The 17,406-nt window shown below is 62.1% G+C and carries 19 protein-coding genes; 9 read left to right on the top strand and 10 right to left on the bottom strand.

Translation table 11 applies throughout. The features are described 5' to 3' along the window. Positions 1 to 34 precede the first annotated feature (34 nt). On the top strand, positions 35 to 853 hold the full coding sequence (locus GTP45_RS21320; protein WP_371874497.1) for a response regulator transcription factor: 819 nt from the start codon (positions 35 to 37) through the stop codon (positions 851 to 853). After that, positions 850 to 1,779: a histidine kinase gene (locus GTP45_RS21315; RefSeq protein ID WP_161015862.1), complete on the top strand. Its 930-nt coding sequence runs from the start codon at positions 850 to 852 to the stop codon at positions 1,777 to 1,779. The genes GTP45_RS21320 and GTP45_RS21315 overlap by 4 nt, the downstream gene beginning before the upstream one ends. Here the strand turns inward: GTP45_RS21315 and prmC are convergent. The 5 genes from prmC to GTP45_RS21290 all read right to left on the bottom strand — a co-directional run bounded on the left by prmC (position 1,776) and on the right by GTP45_RS21290 (position 6,334). Then, entirely contained in the window at positions 1,776 to 2,588 is an 813-nt protein-coding gene (prmC, locus tag GTP45_RS21310) for a peptide chain release factor N(5)-glutamine methyltransferase (protein WP_161015861.1), read from the bottom strand. The genes GTP45_RS21315 and prmC overlap by 4 nt on opposite strands. Next, entirely contained in the window at positions 2,585 to 3,055 is a 471-nt protein-coding gene (locus GTP45_RS21305; RefSeq protein ID WP_161015860.1) for a disulfide bond formation protein B, read from the bottom strand. Before GTP45_RS21305 ends, prmC begins: the two co-directional genes overlap by 4 nt. Positions 3,056 to 3,128: 73 nt before the next feature. Beyond that, on the bottom strand, positions 3,129 to 4,205 hold the full coding sequence (gene prfA, locus GTP45_RS21300; RefSeq protein WP_161015859.1) for a peptide chain release factor 1: 1,077 nt from the start codon (positions 4,203 to 4,205) through the stop codon (positions 3,129 to 3,131). Between the two features lie 76 nt (positions 4,206 to 4,281). After that, a complete protein-coding gene (hemA, locus tag GTP45_RS21295; protein ID WP_161015858.1) occupies positions 4,282 to 5,556 on the bottom strand; it encodes a glutamyl-tRNA reductase in 1,275 nt (424 codons plus the stop codon). Between the two features lie 88 nt (positions 5,557 to 5,644). Further along, entirely contained in the window at positions 5,645 to 6,334 is a 690-nt protein-coding gene (locus GTP45_RS21290) for a response regulator transcription factor (RefSeq protein WP_161015857.1), read from the bottom strand. Positions 6,335 to 6,570: 236 nt separating this feature from the next. Between GTP45_RS21290 and GTP45_RS21285 the strand changes: the two genes are divergently transcribed. After that, positions 6,571 to 7,086 (top strand): hypothetical protein, encoded by a 516-nt coding sequence (locus tag GTP45_RS21285; protein ID WP_161015856.1) that lies wholly within the window; start codon positions 6,571 to 6,573, stop codon positions 7,084 to 7,086. Here GTP45_RS21285 and minE read toward each other — a convergent pair whose 3' ends face one another. From minE to metE, 4 genes are all read right to left on the bottom strand, one after another. Continuing rightward, positions 7,087 to 7,338: a cell division topological specificity factor MinE gene (minE, locus tag GTP45_RS21280; protein WP_072782712.1), complete on the bottom strand. Its 252-nt coding sequence runs from the start codon at positions 7,336 to 7,338 to the stop codon at positions 7,087 to 7,089. Positions 7,339 to 7,340: 2 nt separating this feature from the next. Next, on the bottom strand, positions 7,341 to 8,156 hold the full coding sequence (gene minD, locus GTP45_RS21275; RefSeq protein WP_161015855.1) for a septum site-determining protein MinD: 816 nt from the start codon (positions 8,154 to 8,156) through the stop codon (positions 7,341 to 7,343). Positions 8,157 to 8,182: 26 nt separating this feature from the next. Further along, positions 8,183 to 8,953, bottom strand: a complete 771-nt coding sequence (gene minC / locus GTP45_RS21270) for a septum site-determining protein MinC (protein ID WP_161015854.1) — start codon at positions 8,951 to 8,953, stop codon at positions 8,183 to 8,185. A gap of 115 nt (positions 8,954 to 9,068) precedes the next feature. Next, positions 9,069 to 11,432 carry a 5-methyltetrahydropteroyltriglutamate--homocysteine S-methyltransferase gene (metE, locus tag GTP45_RS21265; protein WP_161015853.1) on the bottom strand — a complete coding sequence of 788 codons (2,364 nt, stop codon included), beginning with the start codon at positions 11,430 to 11,432 and terminating at the stop codon, positions 9,069 to 9,071. 107 nt (positions 11,433 to 11,539) lie between these two features. Between metE and GTP45_RS21260 the strand changes: the two genes are divergently transcribed. From GTP45_RS21260 to GTP45_RS21235, 6 genes are all read left to right on the top strand, one after another. Next, entirely contained in the window at positions 11,540 to 12,448 is a 909-nt protein-coding gene (locus tag GTP45_RS21260) for a LysR family transcriptional regulator (protein WP_161015852.1), read from the top strand. A 249-nt stretch (positions 12,449 to 12,697) separates the two neighbouring features. Beyond that, positions 12,698 to 13,876, top strand: coding sequence for an acetyl-CoA C-acetyltransferase (locus GTP45_RS21255; protein ID WP_161015851.1), 1,179 nt, complete (start codon positions 12,698 to 12,700; stop codon positions 13,874 to 13,876). Positions 13,877 to 13,955: 79 nt separating this feature from the next. Continuing rightward, a complete protein-coding gene (gene phbB, locus GTP45_RS21250) occupies positions 13,956 to 14,696 on the top strand; it encodes an acetoacetyl-CoA reductase (protein WP_161015850.1) in 741 nt (246 codons plus the stop codon). A gap of 91 nt (positions 14,697 to 14,787) precedes the next feature. Then, positions 14,788 to 15,744 carry a prolyl aminopeptidase gene (pip, locus tag GTP45_RS21245; RefSeq protein ID WP_161015849.1) on the top strand — a complete coding sequence of 319 codons (957 nt, stop codon included), beginning with the start codon at positions 14,788 to 14,790 and terminating at the stop codon, positions 15,742 to 15,744. A gap of 78 nt (positions 15,745 to 15,822) precedes the next feature. Beyond that, entirely contained in the window at positions 15,823 to 16,263 is a 441-nt protein-coding gene (locus GTP45_RS21240; RefSeq protein ID WP_161016167.1) for a DUF2721 domain-containing protein, read from the top strand. 22 nt (positions 16,264 to 16,285) lie between these two features. After that, complete coding sequence (locus tag GTP45_RS21235) at positions 16,286 to 16,741, top strand: hypothetical protein (RefSeq protein WP_161015848.1); 456 nt, start codon at positions 16,286 to 16,288, stop codon at positions 16,739 to 16,741. Here GTP45_RS21235 and GTP45_RS21230 read toward each other — a convergent pair. Continuing rightward, the gene (locus tag GTP45_RS21230) at positions 16,738 to 17,334 is read right to left on the bottom strand and encodes an SRPBCC family protein (RefSeq protein ID WP_161016166.1); all 597 of its coding nucleotides are present in this window, start codon (positions 17,332 to 17,334) and stop codon (positions 16,738 to 16,740) included. The two genes, GTP45_RS21235 and GTP45_RS21230, sit on opposite strands and share 4 nt — an antisense overlap. Between the last annotated feature and the right edge of the window lie 72 nt (positions 17,335 to 17,406).

Here is a 17,406-nt window from a genome sequence, read left to right as displayed (position 1 = left end):
AAAATGCAGGTATAGTCGGCGCGTAGCTCTTTTCATTTGTGAAAAGGAGTGCGTCATACTCGCCCTGACTACAACTGAACAAGTTAGGCCCGGTATCCTGATCGTCGATGACGAGCGGGAGGAACTGCGCTTTCTGACCGATTTGCTGCGGCGCCAGCTGTATCACGTGCGCAGCGCCAGCGACGGCATGGCAGGCTACCAGGCCGCTTTAGCCTCACCGCCCGATCTGATCCTGCTGGACGTGCGCATGCCGGGCCTGGACGGCTTTGCGGCTTGCCGCCTGCTCAAGGCCAATCCCGCCACACGGGCGATACCCATCATCTTCCTCAGTTCCCTGGACGAGCCGGATGAACGCGTGGCCGGACTGGCAATGGGCGGGGTGGATTTTGTCGCCAAGCCGTATCACCCGGCCGAGGTGTTTGCCCGCGTACGCATCCATCTTGAACTGGCGGGCTTGCGGCGTGCCGCTGCCGCTGCGCCGGCCACTGCCGCCGCGCCATCGCCGCATGACCCGGATGAAGTGGTGGCTGCTGCCGCCATGCGCCTGATTGACGATAACCTCAGTGCTGCGCTGACGCTGGCCGGCATTGCGCGTTCGCTCGGCACGCACGAGAAGCGCTTGTCGCAAGTGTTCCGCCGCTATGTTGGCATGACGGTGTTCGGCTATCTTGGCGCTGCGCGCATCCGGCTTGGACGCCATCTACTGGCCGACACCGATATGAGCGTGCAGCAGATCGCCGAGCAGACCGGCTTCCGCAGCGCCGCCAATTTTGCCACCGCGTTCCGCGAACACGTCGAGGTGACGCCGACCGCTTACCGGCAGGCGATACGCCAGCAGGCGGTTCGCCCGTGAGCCGCCACGACGACGACGCCATCCGCATCCGCGCCCGTTTGCTGGCGGCCTTGAACCACGACTTGCGCGCACCGCTGGCGCGCATTGCCAGCAGCGCCGGCGCCGGCTGGGCCGATCTTGGCGTGATGGAGCACGAGGCGCGGCGGCAGCTGGAGTGGCTGTCCGATTTGCAGGAGTGCGCGCGCTTTGAATTGCAGGCGCCGGAACTGGCGCTGGCGCCGACCTATCTGCATGCCTTGATGCGGCACGTGACGCACGACGGTATTGGCTTGCCAGCGCTGGCGATGCTTGATGCGCGCCGCTTGGCACAGGTACTGGCGCGGGTGCGCGAGCATGTTGGCGGCCAGTTGTCGCTGCAAGCGCAGCAACTGGCGCAGGGCGACGGCGAGGTGGCGCTGTCGTTTCAAGCCGGCGTAGCGGATGGGCCCTGGCGCGACGTGACAGCCTCGCTGGCCGACGATCGCATCCTGCCGGGGGTGATGGTGGCGGCGCACCTGGTGCGCGCCATGGGCGGCGTTTTACAGCAAAGCGGCGATGCTTTGCGTTTCGATATCCGCGCGCCGCTGGCGGAGGAAGAAGACGCGATGCCGCCGACGCCGCATTTCGATTGGCCGGAGCCGTTCGGCAGCGGCCACGCGATCCTGTTGCTGGAGCCGCACCAGCCGATGCAGGATTATCTGAGCGAGATTCTGGAGAGCGCGGAATTCGACGTGCAGTACGAACCGGGCGACCGCGATCCTTCGCTGATTCTGTGCGCCGACGAAAGCGTGTGGGATATCTGGCCGCGCGAGGAAGCGCCGCCGGTGCTGCTGCATACGCTGCTGCCGCCCGAGCGGCCCAGCGATTTCATTGAGGTGATGTACAAGCCTGCACCAGCGGCGATGCTGCTGTCGGCCTTGCGCCGCCGGCTTGAGATCAGGATTTAAGGACGGCGGCCGCCGGTCACGCGCTCAATACCGGCCAAGTCCTGCCAGCTTTGCACTTCGGTGTAGCCTGCATCGGTGAGCAGTGCGCGTACTGCCGCCGATTGATCGTAGCCGTGTTCCATCAGCAGCCAGCCTTGCGGCTTGAGGTGCTGCGGCGCGCCGGCGATGATGATGCGCAGTGCGGACAAGCCGTCCGCATGGTCGGTCAGTGCGCCCACCGGTTCAAAGCGCAAATCGCCTTCCGACAAATGGCGGTCGCCGCTGGCGATGTAGGGCGGGTTGGATGCGATCACGTCGAACGGTGCTGCGCCTTGCAGCGCGCTGTACCAATCGCTTTGCAGGAAGGTGACGCGGGCGCCGTTGCTGGCGGCGTTGCGTTGGGCGACTGCCAGTGCATCTGGGCTGACATCGAGCGCGGTGACGTCGGCATCTTTGCGCGTGTGTGCGACCGAGACGGCGATGGCGCCGCTGCCGGTGCCCATGTCCAGCACGCGGCCTTGCGGCGGCACGCGGTCCACGGTCAGTTCGACCAGCAGCTCGGTGTCGGGACGCGGAATCAGCACGGCCTCGTTGACTGCAAACGGCAGGCCAAAGAATTCGCGCTGGCCGACGATGTAGGCAATCGGCTCGCCATCGAGGCGGCGCTGCACCATTGCGTTGAAACGTTGCGACTCTTCCGCAGTCAGCACGCGTTCCGATTGCGTGATCAGGGCGATGCGGTTGACGCCCAGCGCGTGGCACAGCAGCACGCGGTTATCCAGCGCATCGAGCTTCGATTGCTTTTGCAGGGCGGCGATGGTGTCGGTCATTTTGCGCGGCGGATCAGCGCCCAGCCCAGCGACAGCGTGAACAGGCCAAACCACAGGAACGACCACTGCGGAATCGACAGGCCAAACCACGGCGCCAGCGCGTCTTCGCACAGACCGTCGGCCTTGAACAGGAAGGGCAGGTACTCGGCGGTCGGGATTTTGTTGAGGAAGGTCTCCATCGGATCGATGCCGCAGGACAGGCCCGGATGCGCCAGCACCCACAGGTGTTTGCCGGCGGTGCCGAGGCCACCCAGCGCCGCCAGCAGGCCAACACTGGCCAGCGCTTTCGGCTTGCTGGTGTAGGCGCCGATCAGCGCGCACACACCGATGGCGATGAACAGGTAGCGCTGGATCACGCACAATGGGCATGGCAGCATGTCCAATCCGTGCTGCAAATACAGGGCGACGCCGATCAGGCCAAACGCGGCGACAGCGATGGAGAGCAGCAGGGAGCGGGTATGTATCATGTAAGTGTCCTTGGAAGAATCGGAAGATTCTCGCACAAAGTTGTTATTTCAGCCTTAGAGCCTGATTAACCGCTTAGTCACCCAGCGCCGCCAGCAACTCGGCCTGGTGCTCGGTAGTCAGCGCGTTGGTCAACTCGGTGAGGTCGCCGTCCATGATGAAATCGAGCTTGTACAAGGTCAGGTTGATGCGGTGATCGGTCATGCGGCCTTGCGGGTAGTTGTAGGTGCGGATGCGTTCACTGCGGTCGCCCGAGCCGATCAGGCTCTTACGCGTTGCCGCTTCCTTGGCCTGCTGCTCGCGCAGCTGCACGTCCTTGATGCGGGTCGCCAGCACCTTCATTGCCTGCGCCTTGTTCTTGTGCTGCGAGCGGTCGTCCTGGCACTCGACCACGATGCCGGTCGGGAGGTGGGTGATACGCACGGCGGAATCGGTCTTGTTAATATGCTGGCCGCCGGCGCCCGAGGCGCGGTAGGTGTCGATGCGCAGCTCGGACGGATTGATGTTCACGTCTTCCACTTCATCGGCTTCCGGCATCACCGCCACGGTGCAGGCGGAGGTGTGGATGCGGCCCTGCGTTTCGGTGGCAGGCACGCGCTGCACGCGGTGGCCGCCCGATTCAAATTTCAGTTTCGAGTACACGCCGTTGCCGACCAGGCGCACGATCACTTCGCGGTAGCCGCCCAGATCCGATGCGGACTCCGACACCATCTCCACCTGCCAGCGATTGCGCTCGGCGTAGCGGGTGTACATGCGCAGCAGGTCGCCCGCGAACAAGGCGGATTCGTCGCCGCCGGTGCCGGCGCGGATTTCGAGGAAGATGTTGCGCTCGTCGTTGGCGTCCTTCGGCAGCAGCATTTTTTGCAGCTCGAGATCCAGTTCGGCGGTGCGGGTCTTGGCGGCTTCGATTTCTTCTTGCGCGAAGTCTTTCATGTCCGGGTCGGACAGCATTTCTTCGGCGGCGGCGATGTCGCCCAGCGCTTCCTGATAGGACTTGTAGACCGCCACCAGCGGGCCGATTTCGGCGTGCTCGCGGGTCATCTTGCGGTAGCTGTCCATGTTATCGGTGGCGCCTTCGGACATCAGTAATTCATCGAGTTCGACCAGGCGGTTTGCCAGTTGATCGAGCTTGGCCAGCATGGATGGTTTCATAGCGTGTTCTTAAAAGGTGACGGGGCGCCACGCGAGTGGCGACTGAGAGACGAGGGGAGTGCGGAGAAAGGCGGCGCTAACGGCGGCCGCGGAACATCTGCGGCAGCAGTTCTGCGAGTTGGGCGCGTTCCTCGCCCTGGGCACGATGCAGCGCTTGCTGCGGGCCGTGCATGAATTTCGCGGTCAGGCCCTTGGACAGGGCTTCCAGCACGGCGTCGATATCTTCGCCCTTGGCCAGCATCTTGCGGGCGCGTTCGAGTTCCATCTGGCGCAGCGCTTCGCCGTTTTCTTGCAGATGCTGGATCACCGGCACCACGGCGCGGTCGTCGATCCAGTGCATGAACGATTGCACGCGGGTTTCGATAATGGCCTCGGCCTGCGCGACGGCGGCCTGGCGGTTCTCGATCCCCGTTTGCACTACCTTGCCCAAGTCATCGACCGTGTAGAGGAAGGCGTCGTTGAGGCGCGCCACTTCCGGTTCGATATCGCGCGGCACGGCCAGATCGACCATGAACATTGGCTTGTGGCGTCGTGCCTTGATGGCGCGTTCCACCATCCCGAGACCGATCAGCGGCAGCGAGGAAGCGGTGCAGGAAATGACGATGTCGTACTGGTGCAGCTTGTCCTGCAAATCGGCGAGGCGGATGGCGCGTCCGCCGAAGCGGTGGGCCAGCACTTCGCCGCGTTCCAGCGTGCGGTTGGCGATGGTGATGGTTTTCGGATTCTGCGCGGCGAAGTGGGTCGCGCACAATTCGATCATCTCGCCGGCGCCGATGAACAGCACGTTTTGCTCGGAGATCTTGTCGAAGATGCGCTGCGACAGGCGCACGGCGGCAGCCGCCATCGACACGCTGTGGGCGCCGATCTCGGTGGTGCTGCGCACTTCCTTGGCGACCGAGAACGAGCGCTGGAACAGCTGGTGCAGATAGGTGCCCAAGCCGCCCGCTTCATCGGCGGTGCGGATGGCGTCCTTGATCTGGCCGAGAATCTGCGTTTCGCCCAGCACCATCGAGTCGAGCCCGGAGGCGACGCGGAAGGTGTGGCGCACGGCGTCGTGCTGCGGCAGCATGTACAGGTGCGGGCGCAGTTCGGCGTAATTGAGCTTGTGGAAATCGGCGAGGAAGTGGGCGCCGGCGTCCAATGGATCGGGCACGGTGCTGGCGGCGTACAACTCGGTGCGGTTGCAGGTCGAGAGGATGGCCGCTTCGTCGGAACCGCGATGGTCGATGCGTTCAAACCACGAGCGCGCCGCCACCACCGCCTGCCCCAGCTGGTCAGGCGCGAACGCCAGCTGCTCGCGAAGCGAGACCGGGGCGGTAGTGTGATTGAGGCCGACGGCAAGCAGCTGCATTGCGGATCCAGACGATAATTATGCGGACATTATACCGTGACTGCTTCGGTGTTGCCGTGTGGACTGCCTAAAGCTATAGCAGCGTTATTTAAGCGCCAAGCTTTTCCAGGCGGTAGCCGTAGCTATAGACCGGCACCAGGCGGAAGCCATTTTCTGGCTTTAATTGCAATTTGTTGCGGACGCGGGAAACATGGGTGTCCATGGTGCGCGACGGCACGGCGGTTTCGCGGATCCACACTGCTTCGTGAATGTAGGCGCGCGACAGCGGACGGCCGATGTTGCGGAAAAATAACAGTGCAAGGTAGAACTCTTTGTGGGTGACGTCCAGCACGATGCCATCCATCAGCAGGCGGCCGGGGCGCGTTTCGAAAATGTATTGACCGAATTGCAAGGATTCGGCGCCGTTCTGGGCCGGGTAGGCGCGGCGCAGCAGGGCTTGTACGCGGGCCACCATTTCACTGCGGCGCAGCGGCTTGATCATGTAATCGTCGGCGCCTGCCGCGAGGCCGGCCACGATGTCGTCTTCACCGGAACTGGTGGTCAGGAACAGCACGGGCGCGTTGTCCGGCAGCTTTTCCTTGGCGCGGCGCAGGACTTCGGAGCCGCTCAGGTCGACTACTTGCCAGTCCAGGATCAGCATGTCGTAACTGTCTTTGCGCAGCTGCGCCAGCACGTCTTTGGCGGTCTGGAAACTATGGCAGATGTGACCGGCCGAAGTCAGTACTTGGCAGATCAGTTCGGCTTGGCTGCGGTCGTTGTCGAGTACGGCAATTCTCATACTGCTGCCTGCTGGAAAATGTTAAGGAGAAGTCACTCCGAATATAACAGAGATTTACAAAATTATTAGCAAAACGGCCAATTTATTTTTTCAAGGATACTATCATTAATTTTCTAGCAATGCTTGTTTCCACTGTGCGCGCCCGCACATTGATTACACGGTACACTGGAAAAACACCGAATTCAATGTAGAAGTTGAAAAATGGCAAGAACGCCCAGTGAGGGCCGGGAGGGCGTATGCGCAGCAAAAAAGACACAAATTCCACCGTCTTGCCGGTTTCCGAGACCGGCATCGCTGCCGTGCGCGAACGTTGCCGCCAGTTGGTGCGGCGCCGCGCCATGCTGTCGGCCGGCGTGGCGGCGGTGCCGATTCCGGGACTGGACGTGGTGACCGATCTGCGCTTGTTCGCCATGCTGATCGACGATATTAACCAAGAGTTTGGTTTATCCGAGCAACAGATCGGGCGCATGCAGCCAAAATTCCGCATGCTGGCCTACGAAGCGGCGCTCGGCGTCGGCGGCATGTTGGTGGGAAAACTGGTGACGCGGGAAGTGGTGATGCAGGTGTTGCGGCGCACGGGTTTCAAGGTGGCGGCCAGGCAGGCCGGCAAATTGGTGCCGCTGGCGGGGCAGCTGGCTTCGGCCGGTATCGGCTTTTTCGCCTTCCGTCAGATTGGCTACCAGCACGTGGAAGCCTGCGCCAAGGTGGCGCAGGAATTGTTGGCGGCCGGCGTGCACCAGCCGCCGGCGTAATTACGCGTCCGGCAGGACCACGTTGACGTCGAGGACTTCCAGGTTGCCCTGGCGATCCAGCGAAATCTTGATGTCGTCGGCGTTGACCTTGGTGTACTTGGAGATCACCTCGATCAATTCCTTGTGCAGGGCCGGCAGGAAGTCCGGGCCGGCGCGGCCGCTGCGCTCGCGCGCGATGATGATCTGCAGCCGCTCCTTGGCCGCGGTCGCGGTCTTCGGCTTAGGCGGAAACAGGAAAGAAAGCAGTGCCATGATTACTTGCTCCCAAAGATACGCTGCAGCAGGCCCGGCTTTTCATAATTGGTAAAGCGCAGCGGCATTTCTTGGCCGAGGAAACGCGAGACCACGTCTTCGTAGGCTTCGGCGACATCAGTGCCCTTGAAGTGAATGGCCGGGTTACCTTGGTTCGAAGCATGCAGCACCGATTCCGATTCCGGGATGATGCCGATCAGAGGAATGCGCAAAATCTCTTGCACATCTTCGTAGGACAGCATTTCGTCCGCTTCCACGCGCTTTGGCGAGTAGCGGGTGATCAACAGGTGTTCTTTCACAGGCTCGCCGCCGGTCTGGGCGCGGCGCGACTTGGCTTGAATGATGCCAAGGATGCGGTCGGAGTCACGCACCGACGACACTTCCGGGTTGGTGACGATGATGGCTTCATCGGCAAAGGTCAGCGCCATCAGCGCGCCGTGCTCGATACCGGCCGGCGAATCGCAGATGATGTACTCAAAGCCCATGTTGATCAGCTCGTGCAGCACGGCTTCCACGCCGTCTTCCGACAGCGCGTCTTTGTCGCGCGTCTGCGAGGCCGGCAGGATGAACAGGTTGTCGCAGTGCTTGTCCTTGATCAGCGCCTGGGTCAGGGTCGCTTCTTTGTTGATGACATTGATCAGGTCGTACACCACGCGGCGTTCGCAGCCCATGATCAGGTCGAGGTTACGCAGGCCGACGTCGAAGTCGATGACGGCGGTCTTGTGACCGCGCATGGCCAGGCCGGTGGAGAAGCTGGCGCTGGACGTCGTTTTACCTACACCGCCCTTGCCGGACGTTACAACAATAATTCTTGCCACAAGTAATCCTTTTCAGAGTGGTGTGCTTATGCTCGATTGGCAGTATTGACAGATAGTATATCGATTCGGTCGCCGACCAAGCGAATTTGCGTCGGCGAACGTGCATATTCCGTTGGGAATCCGTCTTCAAACGTGCGGTAGACGCCGGCGATGGACACCAGTTCCGGCGCCATATTCAGCGCAAAGATGCGGGCCTGGGCGTTGCCCGAAGCGCCGGCCAGCGCGCGGCCGTTCAGCGTGTTGTAGACGTGGATGCTGCCGTCGGCGATGATTTCGGCGCCGTTGTTGACCACGGCGGTGACCACCAGGTCGCAGCCGCGCGCGTAAATGCGCTGGCCGGCACGCACTGGCGTGTCGATGATCATGACGTCGGTGCCGTTGCTGGCCGGTGCTGGCGGCTGGGCTTGGGCGGCGGCCACGGCCACCGGCGCTGGGGCCGGGGCCGGCTTTGGCGCCGGTTCCTCTTCGCGCTTGGCGTTGGCTGGTTCCAGCGTCAGGCCGTGGGCGGCGATTTCGGCAGCCATTTCCGGCGGCGCGTTGCGCACGGCTACTGGATTCAGGCGGTATTTTTTCAGCAGGGCGATCAGGCTGCCCCAGTCGATCGGATCGCAGCCGGCCGGCAGGGCGGCGACGTCGATCACGGTCAGGTCGTCTTCGAAAAAGTCGGCGGTGCCGCCGGTCATTTCGGCCAGCGCGGCGTCGAGAGCGATGCTGTCTGCGGTCGCCAGGATGGCGGAGACGGCGACGACGGTGGAAATCTTAATTTCTATGGGCTTTTGAAACAGGCTCTTGGACATGGGCGACAGTATCAGTGGTTATCCTCGCGCGCATGCGCAGGCACCAGCATTCTACTGTGGAAAGTGCGGAAAAGGGAGGCCCGCTACGCGTGCGGGCCTGTAAATATGCGGGCTTTTAGTAAATTGCGCGCAGCTGCTTGGCTGCTGCCACCATATTACGCAAGGCAGTTTCCGTTTCCGCCCAGCCGCGCGTCTTCAAGCCGCAGTCCGGGTTGACCCATAAGTTGGCCGGCGGGATCACCGCGCTGGCCTTTTGCAGCAGGCGCACCATCTCGGCTTGCGCCGGCACGCGCGGCGAGTGGATGTCGTACACGCCGGGGCCGATTTCGTTCGGGTAGCGGAACTGGCCGAAGCCGTTCAGCAGTTCCATGTCCGAGCGGCTGGTCTCGATGGTGATGACGTCGGCATCCATGGCGGCAATCTGCGGCAGGATGTCGTTGAACTCGGCGTAGCACATATGGGTGTGAATTTGGGTGCCGTCCGCCACCGCGCTGGCCGAGACGCGGAAGGCGCGGGTGGCCCAGTTCAGGTATTCGTCCCAGCGGCTGCGGCGCAACGGCAAGCCTTCGCGCACGGCCGGCTCGTCGATCTGGATGATGCCGATGCCGGCCTGCTCCAGGTCGGCCACCTCGTCGCGGATGGCCAGCGCGATTTGCAGCGCGGTGCGGGCGCGCGGCTGGTCGTCGCGCACGAACGACCATTGCAGGATGGTGATCGGGCCGGTCAGCATGCCTTTCATCGGCTTGCCGGTCAGGCTTTGCGCGTGCACAGTCCAGTCCACGGTCATGGCTTTCGGGCGGCTGACGTCGCCGTAAATGATCGGCGGTTTAACGCAGCGCGAGCCGTAGGATTGCACCCAGCCTAGCTGCGTGAAGACGAAGCCGTCCAGCTGTTCGCCGAAATATTCGACCATGTCGTTGCGCTCGGCTTCGCCGTGAACCAGCACGTCGAGGCCGAGGGCTTCCTGCTGCTGCACGGCATAGGCGATTTCTTCGCGCATCCTGGTCTCGTATTCGGCCACGCTGAGTTCGCCGCGTTTGAAGCTGGCGCGGGCGCTGCGGATGGCCTGCGTTTGCGGGAAGGAGCCGATGGTGGTGGTCGGGAAGGACGGCAGTTTGAAGCGGGCGCGCTGTTCGGCCTGGCGCTGGGCGAAGCCGGAGCGGCGCTGGTCGGCGTCATCCGGCAGGGCTTGCAAGCGGGTGCGCACAGCGTCCTGATGCACGCGCGGGCTGGCGCGGCGGCTGGCGATGGCGGCGCGCGAGACGGCCAGCGCTTCGGTGGTGCCGGCGTCATATTCCCCTTGTACCGCGCGCTTCAGCACGTAGAGTTCATCGAGTTTTTCGGTGGCGAAGGCCAGCCAAGAGCGGATTTCGTTGCCCAGCGCAGTCTCGGCGGCCAAGGTGAACGGTACGTGCAGCAGCGAGCAGGAAGACGATAGCCACAGTTTGCCGGCACGTTTATCGACGATGGGCGCAAGAATCGCCAGCGCCGCGTCGAGGTCGGTGCGCCAGATGTTGCGGCCGTCGACAATGCCGACCGACAGTACTTTGTGCACCGGCAGCCAGTCGGCAATGCTGGTCAGTTCGTGCGGGGCGCGGATGCCGTCGACGTGCAGGCCGCCCACCGGCAGGCGGCAGGCGAGGCTCAGGTTTTCTTCCAGTGGCGAGAAGTAGGTCGCCAGCAGCAGCGGCACGCCGGCCTGGTTCAGCTGCCAGTAGGTATTTTCAAACGCGTTGCGCCATGCGGACGGCAGGTCGAGGCCGAGGATGGGCTCGTCGATTTGCACCCACTGCACGCCTTGCGCTTTCAGTCGTTCCAGCACCTGGCTGTAGATCGGCAGCAGCTTGTCGAGCAGGCTGAGGCGGTCGAAGCCTTCCGCGCCGCGCGCCTTGCCGAGCCACAGGAAGGTGAGCGGGCCGATCAGCGCGGCCTTGACGGCGTGGCCGAGCGCCTGGGCTTCCGCCACTTCCTCGAACAGGCGCTCGCAGGACAGGGCGAAGCTGGTTTCGGGCGTGAATTCCGGGACGAGGTAGTGGTAGTTGGTGTCGAACCACTTGGTCATTTCCAGCGCGGCGGCGGCGTGCAGGCCGGTGGCGCCGTGGGCGTGATCGTGGGTGCAGCCGTGGCCGCATTCGGCTGGTGCTGCGTCGCCGCTGCGGCCGCGCGCCATGGTGAAGTAGCGGTCCAGTTGCGACTGTTCGGCGCTGAAACCGTAGCGCGCCGGTTCGCAGCCCAGCAGCTGGATGTGGTTGGCGACCTGATCGTAAAACGCGAAATCGCCGGCCGTCACGAAGTCGAGACCGGCGTCGCGCTGCAAGGCCCAGTGGCGCGCGCGCAGCTCGCGGCCGACAGTTTCCAGTTCGGCGTCGCTGAGCTCACCGCGCCAATTTTTTTCAAGTGCAAACTTCAGTTCGCGCTGTGCGCCGATGCGCGGGAAGCCGGGAATGTGGGTGTGAATTGCTTTATTAGTGTTCGTCATGATGCCTGTCATCCGCATTTAATATTGGTGCTATAAAGTGTGCGGCAAACCGGTCTATAATCAAAACGAAAGATTTTGCGTGTTCACATGAAAAAAACTAATAGACCATGCTAGAGATACGCCACCTACGCACCTTGAGCGCGCTGCGCTCGGCTGGCAGTCTCGTGCGTGCTGCCCAACTGCTCAACCTGACGCAGTCAGCCCTCTCCCATCAAATCAAGTTGCTAGAAGATCGCTACGGCGGGCCGCTTTTTGAGCGCAAATCGGTACCAATTGGCTTCACTGCCACTGGCTCCCGCTTGCTCAAGCTGGCCGACTTGCTGCTGCCGGAAATTGAAACTGCCGAGCGCGAAGTTGCGCGCCTGATGCAGGGAGATAGCGGCCAGTTGCGGGTGGCGCTCGAATGCCACACCTGCTTCGACTGGCTGATGCCGGTGATGGATGAATTCCGCAAGCGCTGGCCGGAAGTGGAGATCGACCTCGTGTCCGGCTTCCACAGCGAGCCGGCCGATTTGCTGCGCAGCGGCGAGGCCGATCTGGTGATAGGCTCGCCTTACGGCCCCGAATTCGCCACCTTCCCGCTATTCCGCTTTGAAATCCTGACGGTGATGGCGCAGAAGCACCGCCTGGCTGCCCAGCGCCGCCTGCAGGCGGCCGACTTCGAGGGCGAAACCCTGATCACCTACCCGGTGCCGGAAGAACGCATCGACCTGATCCGCGAAGTGCTGCGGCCGGCCGGGGTCGGCTTCCAGCGCCGAACCGCCGAATTGACGGTGGCGGTGCTGCAATTGGTGGCCAGCCGGCGCGGCATCGCCGCCCTGCCGAACTGGGCGATCAAGAATTACGTCGATTACGACTACGTGATCGCACGCCCGATCGGCGAGCAAGGCCTGTGGAGCGACCTCTACGTTTCAGTCCCCGAGGCGCAGAAACAGCGGGCCTACGTGCTCGACTTTGTCAACGTGATACGCGAACAGTGCGCCGCCGCGCTGGATGGTATCAAATTATTATCGTGACAAATAGTTATTGTTTCTGCAAAATATAGATGAAAGGATTTGATGCGCATCAAGGTGAGCGCAGAATCCTGCGCATAACATTAGTGTCCGACGGTTGCGCGTCTGGCATGGATGCTGCTACAAATCCTTGCGATTCCTCGCGGCGACGCACCATCGAAACCTGCTACGCCTTGTGCGTGGACGGCGTATGATAAAAATCCGCGTTGTTGCTCAACTTAGCCGGTTCCGGCCGGCGCATTGGAGAATCAAATGGATGATGTAGTTATCGTGGCCGCTGGCCGTACTGGTGTGGGTAAATTTGGCGGCAGCCTGGCGAAGACCCCTGCGTCCGAGCTCGGTGCACACGTAATCAAGGGCCTGCTGGCCAAGACCGGCATCGACCCTAATCTGATCAGCGAAGCGATTCTCGGCCAGGTGCTGACGGCCGGCGTCGGCCAAAACCCGGCGCGCCAAGCCGTGATCAAGTCCGGCCTGCCGAACACTATTCCCGGTTTCACCATCAACCATGTTTGCGGTTCCGGCCTCAAAGCGACCCACCTGGCGGCGCAAGCCATCAAGGCCGGCGACGCGCAAATCGTCATTGCCGGCGGCCAGGAAAACATGAGCGCCGCACCGCACGTGCTGAACGGCTCGCGCGACGGCTTCCGCATGGGTGACGTCAAGATGACCGACAGCATGATCGTTGATGGCCTGTGGGACGCCTACAACCAGTACCACATGGGCACCACCGCCGAAAACGTCGCCAAGAAATACGAGATTTCGCGCGCCGAGCAAGACGAGTTCGCCCTGCAATCGCAGCTGAAAGCCGAAGCCGCGCAAAAGGCCGGCAAGTTCAAGGACGAGATCCTGCCGCTGGAAATCGTGCAGAAGAAGGGCAGCATCGTGTTCGACAGCGATGAATACATCAAGCCCGGTTCGACCCTGGAAGGCCTGGCCGGCCTGCGTCCTGCCTTCGCCAAGGATGGCACCGTCACCGCCGGTAACGCCTCCGGCCTGAACGACGGCGCTGCCGCCGTGATCATGACCTCGGCCACCCGCGCCAAGGAACTCGGCCTGCCGGTGCTGGCCAAGATCAAGGCCTACGCCTCGTCCGGCCTGGATCCGGCGTTCATGGGCATGGGCCCGGTCTCGGCCACCAAGCTGTGCCTGAAAAAAGCCGGCTGGACGCCGGACGACCTGGATCTGCTGGAAATTAACGAAGCCTTCGCCGCCCAGGCAGTCGCGGTCAACAAGGAAATGGGCTGGGATACCAGCAAGATCAACGTCAACGGCGGCGCCATCGCCATCGGCCACCCGATCGGTGCGTCCGGCGCGCGCGTGCTGGTCACGCTGATCCACGAAATGATCCGTCGCGACGCGAAAAAAGGCCTGGCCTCGCTGTGCATCGGCGGCGGCATGGGCGTGGCGCTGGCCATCGAGCGTCCGTAAGCAACAGCAAGACCAAGGCGGCCCGGCGCAAGATCGGGCCGTGATTCCGATTTTTAGTGTTAATCAAGAGGGGACGAAAATGGCAAGAGTTGCATTAGTAACCGGTGGCATGGGTGGTCTGGGCGAAGCGATTTGTTTCAAGCTGTCAGCGCTAGGCTATTGCGTCGTCACCACGTATTCCCCTGGCAATCCTAAAGTTGAGCAATGGCTGGCTACCACCCGCGACCAAGGCTACAACTTCCGCGCTTATCCTTGCGACGTGGCTGATTATGATTCGGCTCAGGCGTGCATCGCTGCGATCGAAAAAGACATCGGCCCAGTAGACGTGCTGGTCAACAACGCCGGTATCACGCGCGATATGACCTTCAAGAAAATGGACAAGGTCAATTGGGATGCAGTGATCCGTACCAATCTGGATTCGGTGTTCAATCTGACCAAGCCGGTGTGCGACGGCATGGTGGAGCGTGGCTGGGGCCGCATCATCAACATCTCGTCGGTGAACGGCCAGAAGGGCGCGTTCGGCCAGACCAACTACTCGGCAGCCAAGGCCGGCATGCACGGCTTTACCAAGGCGCTGGCGCTGGAAGTGGCCAAGAAGGGCGTTACCGTCAATACCATCTCGCCAGGCTACATCGGCACCAAGATGGTGATGGAAATCCCGCAAGAAGTGCTGGACACCAAAATCGTGCCGCAAATTCCGATGGGCCGCCTCGGCAAACCGGAAGAAGTGGCGGGCCTGGTGGCTTACCTGTCCTCGGACGAGGCAGCCTTCGTGACTGGCTCCAACATCGCCATCAACGGCGGCCAGCACATGTCCTAAGCCGTAGCACCACGATACGACAAGAGCCGGGTTCGTTCGCGATCCCGGCTTTTTTTTCGTACAATCTGCTATCGATGCTCAAAGGATAGCCATGTTCGACCCTACTTCCGCCCTGTTCCCGCCCATTACGCCGAACCGCTCCGGCATGCTGGCGGTTGACGATTTGCACACTATTTACTGGGAAGAAGTCGGCAATCCGAACGGCATCCCGGTGATTTTCCTGCATGGCGGCCCGGGCGCTGGCCTGTCGCCGCAGCACCGCCGCTTCTTCGACCCGGAACAGTACCGCGTGATCCTGTTCGACCAGCGCGGCGCCGGCAAGTCGACCCCGCTGGGCGAGTGCCGCCGCAACACCACCCAGCTGCTGATCGAGGACATCGAGCGGCTGCGCGTGCAGTTCGAGATCGAGCAGTGGCTGGTGTTTGGCGGCTCGTGGGGCTCGACGCTGGCGCTGGCTTACGGCCAGGCCCATCCGCAGCGCTGCCTCGGTTTCGTGCTGCGCGGGATTTTCCTGTGCACCAAGACGGAGATCGACTGGTTCCTCGACGGTGCACAGTGGTTCCACCCCGAGGTGCATGCCGAATTCATCGCACCGATTCCCGAAGCCGAGCGCAGCGACCTGCTGCAAGCCTACGTCAAGCGCATCATGAGCGACGACCCGGCCGTGCACATGCCGGCCGTGCGCGCGTGGAGCCGCTTCGAAGGCCGCCGCGTGTTCCTGCTGCCGCAGCCGGACGATGAGCCATCGGATGCGCTCGATCTCGGCGTCGGCCGCCTGGAATCGTACTACATGGCCAATCTCGGCTTCTTCAGCGACGACCAGCTGCTGCGCAATGTGCACCGCATCGCCCACTTGCCGGCCGTGATTGTGCAGGGCCGCTATGACGTGATCTGCCCGCCGGTATCGGCATGGCGCTTGCATCAGGCATGGCCGGGATCGGTCATGGCGATGATTCCCGACGCCGGCCACGGCGCCATGGAACAAGGCATCTCGCGCGCGCTGGTGGCGGCCACCGAGCAGTTCAAGCGCACCCGCCGCTTCGGCTGAAAATCGGCCCGGGGAGACGCGGGCTGCTACACTGTGAACTAATCGATAAGAACGATAAGAACAAAACACATGGCAATTATGAACATCCAGACCGGGGATATCGGTCACATCATCCAGCTGGCGATTGCGCCGGTGTTCCTGCTGTCGGGCGTGTGTACCAATTTGATCGTGCTGACCAACCGGCTGGCGCGCATCATCGACCGCTCGCGCGTGCTGGAAGACCGGCTTGACGTTGCCTACAGCGATCCGTACCTGAATGAACTCGACGTGCTGTATCGCCGTTCGCACCTGATCAATATGTCGATCGCGCTGTCGACTGCCTGCGGGCTGTTTGTGTGCGTGATCGTGGCCATGCTGTTCCTTGGGGATATCACCAACCTCGGACTCGATAAATACATTGCCGGCACCTTTGTGGTGTCGGTGCTTTGCCTGGTCGGCAGCTTTATATCGCTGCTGCGCGAAATTTTCATTGCGTCGGCGTGGATGCGCTCCCAGCGCCACGTCCGCCGCAAGCGATAACCTTTTTTTATGTGAGACCATCATGCACGACTACCAACGCCCGCCTACCCTGTACCGCTACGGCGTGCGCGAAGACCTGGAACTGGCGCTGAGCCAGGGCCAGTTCATCCTGCGTCCGGCCGCCAACTGCCTGACCCTGAGTTTTTCCCAGGCGTGGGATCCCAAGCTGTTCGAGCTGTTCTCGTCGGACGCCTGCCTGATCATCCACAACACCGAGGAATTCGGCGAGCGCGTTCACCGCGCGGTGCAGCGCACTTTGCCTAGCTGGGCGGGGATCGACGGCGCAATTGAATACGGCACCCGCGCCGCGCTGGGCGCAGCCTTCACCAAGACCGTGGCCGAAGCGCAGGAACAGGAATGGCAGTTTGCATGGCGCGCCATGCAGGCGCAATTGAGTTTGAATCCGGTGCTGATCAAAATCGGCAGCCTGGAAAACTTTGCCGAGCTGCGTTCGAAAGACGCCTACTCGCATAATTAAGACTGCGGGATAGCTTCCACCCTCGGCGCATCGCGCCGATCCAGACGCGCCAGCACGGCGCTCATCATGCGCTCGATATCGCTGCGTATCATCTTGGAGCCGAGGATGCCGGGCACGTAAAAGTTCGGCATCATGCGTCCCTTGTAAATCACCTTGGTGCCGCCGGTTTCCGGCACTGGCACCAATTCCCAGTGCGACTCATAGTGCTTCATATCGCCCGAGATCAGCGAGATGTCGATCGACGACATCGGCTGCTCCACCGCGCGCACGATCAGGTGGATGGTTTTGGACATGAACAGGAAGCGGGCCACGCCGAATTGTTCGATGATGACTTCATTGCCATTGCGGGACAGGACTTTGCACGACTCCATGTCGGGCACGAATTCGGCCATGCGTTCATAGCCGGTGAGGATGCGCCATACCTTCGGCAGTGGCGCCGCCACGGTGCCGGTGGCGTCCACTTCGTACATATGTTGGGCGTCTTGCTCGACGCGGTTGACCGACACTTCCAGCTTAGGCAATTCAAGCTTAGGTGCTTGCGCCATCCCCAGCTGGGCGGTCACACCTAACAACAAAAACACAAGGAATCGCATCATTTGACCAGCGTACGGTAAAGGGTGGCAGAATACAAGCGCAGCACGCACGGACTTTAGAAGCCCATATCT

This window comes from Duganella rivi (assembly GCF_009857435.1).
Lineage (GTDB): Bacteria > Pseudomonadota > Gammaproteobacteria > Burkholderiales > Burkholderiaceae_D > Rugamonas > Rugamonas rivi.
The sequence above is the reverse complement of the archived record's forward strand: the minus strand, read 5'-3'. Positions and strand labels throughout refer to the sequence as shown.